This is a genomic window from Ruegeria sp. (assembly GCF_028066395.1).
Classification (GTDB): Bacteria; Pseudomonadota; Alphaproteobacteria; order Rhodobacterales; family Rhodobacteraceae; genus Ruegeria.
Map to the genome: position 1 here is coordinate 19,073 of NZ_JALCBM010000056.1, position 3,356 is coordinate 22,428.

The window sequence follows — 3,356 nt, forward strand, 5'->3', positions numbered from 1 at the left end:
GCACGCTCCATGTACTCCTCGGGGTGGGAGGCCCCGGTGAGGAAGGTGAAGTTCGACGTGATCGACAGTTCGGCATACATGGCGATTCCGTATTATATTCACGTTTTGTTCTTTTTCGAGTCCTTTGCGCAGGAAACGGGTCGCTTGGGATGAACCCGATGGGCAGGATCGGGAAAAAGGAGACACAAGATGTTCACGATCACTGCATTACCTACCGATGAGGTGCGCGCCCTTCAGGCCGGTGGCCCGGATGCCTATGGGGCCACACCCGAGCGTGCGATTTCCAAGGGGACGGGCAATCCCTGCCGCCACTGCCTGCGGAACATTCCTGAAGGGGAAGAGATGCTGATATTGGCGCACCGGCCCTTTTTAGAGACACATCCTTACGCTGAAACCGGGCCGATCTTTCTATGCGCCAAGCCATGCGACCGGCATGAGGGCGTGGCGATGCCCGAGATTTTGACCTCTGCCCCCGACTATTTGATCAAGGGCTACGGCGCGGATGACCGGATCGTCTATGGCACCGGGATCGTGACGCCAACCGATAGGATGGGCGCGGCGGTGGCGAATATCTTTGCTCGCCCGGATGTGGCCTATATCCACGTCCGATCCGCGCGCAACAATTGCTATCAGGCGCGAATCGACCGGGCCTAGAGTTTGACCCGGTGTATTCCCCGGCGTGGTTGGTCCTGATCATCCACCGGGGCGTCCACCTGGGATGAGGTGAGCGCGAGGAACACGTCCTCAAGATCAGCCTCTTCGGTGCGGACGTCGCGGATGCGGATATCGGCCTGACGGACTGCTTCCAGAACCTGCTCGGCGCTGGTCTGGGTGCTGCGATAGGTCAGCACCAGATTGCCATCGTCACGCAGTGCGGCCTCGACCCCCGCAGCCGAGGGCAGGTCTGCAATCGGGTTGTCGGGCAGGATCACCATGGTGCGGCTGTCCATACGGCCCAGCAGGTTGGCGGTGCTGTCCTGCGCGACCTTTTCGCCGTGATTGATGATGGCGATCTCGTCACACATCTCTTGCGCTTCTTCCAGATAATGGGTGGTCAGGATGATGGTCATGCCCTGTTCGTTCAGCTTGCGCACATTGGTCCAGAGCATCTGGCGCAGCTCGATATCCACGCCTGCTGTGGGTTCGTCCAGCACCAGCACCTTGGGGTGATGCACCAGCGCTTTGGCCAGCAGCAGACGGCGGCGCATGCCACCCGAGAGGGTGCGGGCATAAGCCTCGGCCTTGTCGGACAGACCGACCAGTTCCAGAATCTCATCGCTTCGGCGTTCAGATTTCGGCACACCGTAAAGACCCGCCTGAACCTCCAACGCGCCGCGCGGGGTGAAGAACGGGTCGAGGTTCAACTCTTGCGGCATGACCCCGATGGCGGCGCGGGATTGGCGCGGGTACTGGTCCTGATCGAACCCCCAGATCGACACCTGGCCGCTGGATTTGACCACCAGCCCGGCCAGAATGTTGATCAGGGTCGATTTCCCGGCCCCGTTCGGCCCCAGCAACCCAAAGACAGACCCGCGCGGCACCGTCAGATCGATGCCCTTCAGCGCCTGTTTCTCGGGCTGGCCCTTGCCGCCGCGATAGGTCTTGCGCAGCCCTTCGATCCTGATTGCCGCATCGGCCATGTGGCTCTTGCCCCCGGTTTGCTCATCGCTCATAAACGCACCTAGTACATGCCCGCGAGGCCGACAACCGAAGAAGGACCGCCAGCCGTGACCATCGAAGCGCCGGAAACCAAGATCGTCGAAACCGCCCGGATCGCCTGCGACGGCGGCGAAGGTGCGTTGGGCCATCCGCGCGTGTGGCTGCAGATCCCCGAGGATACCGGTTGGGTCGAGTGCCCCTATTGCGACTGCAAATATGTGTTGGCCGGGCGCGAGGCCCAAGCCTGAGCGCATCCTGTTGACGGCATCGCCAGAAGCACAGGTTGGATTTTTCCGTATTTGGAACGAGAAGAAGTTGCGGGTTGCATAGAATTGGCAACTGGCACGAACGGGCGTGGCGTGGCACAACTGCGCAAACGCATTCAGAGATGAGGGTCCCATGTCGCAGAATTTTGGAAAAGGCTGTCACCTGCATCTGATCGACGGATCGGCCTTTATCTTCCGGGCCTATCACGCGTTGCCGCCGCTGACGCGGAAATCGGACGGGCTGCCGATTGGGGCGGTGTCTGGGTTCTGCAACATGCTGCAGAAATATGTCGAGGAAAATGCCGGGCCGGATGCGCCCACCCATGTGGCGGTGATCTTTGACAAAGGCTCGCATACGTTCCGCAACGATCTTTATGACCTCTACAAGGCCAATCGTGAGGCAATGCCCGAGGATCTGCGTCCGCAGATGCCTCTGACCCGTGAGGCGACCAAAGCCTTCAATATCGCTTGCAAAGAATTGGAGGGGTATGAGGCGGATGACATCATCGCCACCCTCGCCGTGCAGGCGCGCGATGCCGGGGGGCGGGTGACTATTGTCAGCTCGGACAAGGACCTGATGCAGCTGGTCGGTGATGGCGTGGAAATGCTGGATGCGATGAAGAACAAGCGCATCGACCGGGACGGGGTGTTCGAGAAATTCGGCGTCGGGCCGGAACGGGTGGTCGATGTGCAGGCGCTGGCCGGGGATTCGGTCGATAACGTGCCGGGCGCGCCGGGGATCGGGGTCAAGACGGCGGCGTTGCTGATCAACGAATATGGCGATCTGGAAACCCTGCTGGATCGCGCCGAGGAGATCAAGCAGCCCAAACGCCGCCAGACTCTGATCGAAAAGCGTGACCAGATTGAGCTGTCGAAGAAGCTGGTGCAGTTGGACGCCGAGACCCCTCTGGATTTCACTCTGGACGACCTTGAGGTGAAAGACCCTGAGCCAGATACGCTGCTGGGCTTTCTGGCCGAGATGGAGTTCCGCACTCTGACCAAGCGCATCGCTGACAAGCTGGGGGCCGAGGCGCCGGTGATCGCCGATGCGCCCGCGCCTGCGGCGGATGAATCCGAGGCCGAGGATATCCCGTTTGACGCCTCGAAATACGAATGCGTGCGCGATGCGGCGGCGCTGCAGAAATGGGTTGATCAGGCATATGAGCGCGGTTGGATTGCGGTCGATACCGAGACCACCGGCCTGAATGAGATGATTGCCGATCTGGTTGGTATTTCACTCTGCGTGGAACTCGGGCACGCCTGCTATATCCCGCTGATCCATCGGGAAAGCGCAACCGATGATCTGTTTGGAACGGATGCATTGGCCGAAGGGCAGATGCCGTTGGATGAGGCTCTAACGCTGCTGAAACCGATGTTCGAAGACCCGTCGATCCTGAAGATCGGGCAGAACATGAAATACGATGCCAAGAT

The 3,356-nt window shown here is 60.3% G+C and carries 4 protein-coding genes; 3 read left to right on the forward strand and 1 reads right to left on the reverse strand.

Annotated features, from left to right (window positions below; all coding sequences use genetic code 11):
* Window positions 1-189 precede the first annotated feature (189 nt).
* A complete protein-coding gene (locus tag MPJ51_RS16255) occupies window positions 190-654 on the forward strand; it encodes a DUF1203 domain-containing protein (protein WP_298388843.1) in 465 nt (154 codons plus the stop codon).
* Here the strand turns inward: MPJ51_RS16255 and MPJ51_RS16260 are convergent.
* Window positions 651-1,640, reverse strand: coding sequence for an ABC transporter ATP-binding protein (locus tag MPJ51_RS16260; protein WP_298388863.1), 990 nt, complete (start codon window positions 1,638-1,640; stop codon window positions 651-653). The two genes, MPJ51_RS16255 and MPJ51_RS16260, sit on opposite strands and share 4 nt — an antisense overlap.
* A gap of 87 nt (window positions 1,641-1,727) precedes the next feature.
* Between MPJ51_RS16260 and MPJ51_RS16265 the strand changes: the two genes are divergently transcribed.
* Together MPJ51_RS16265 and MPJ51_RS16270 are read left to right on the forward strand one after the other, a co-directional pair.
* Window positions 1,728-1,907, forward strand: coding sequence for a zinc-finger domain-containing protein (locus MPJ51_RS16265; protein ID WP_298388845.1), 180 nt, complete (start codon window positions 1,728-1,730; stop codon window positions 1,905-1,907).
* 151 nt (window positions 1,908-2,058) lie between these two features.
* Window positions 2,059-3,356, forward strand: a 1,298-nt coding sequence (locus MPJ51_RS16270; protein ID WP_298388848.1) for a 5'-3' exonuclease H3TH domain-containing protein, incomplete at its 3' end; no start/stop codon positions are given.

Bases quoted from the DNA above. Each gene is read 5' to 3' on its own strand.
- MPJ51_RS16255 (WP_298388843.1), top strand. From the start codon at position 190: ATGTTCACGATCACTGCATTACCTACCGATGAGGTGCGCGCCCTTCAG.
- MPJ51_RS16260 (WP_298388863.1), bottom strand. From the start codon at position 1,640: ATGGCCGATGCGGCAATCAGGATCGAAGGGCTGCGCAAGACCTATCGC.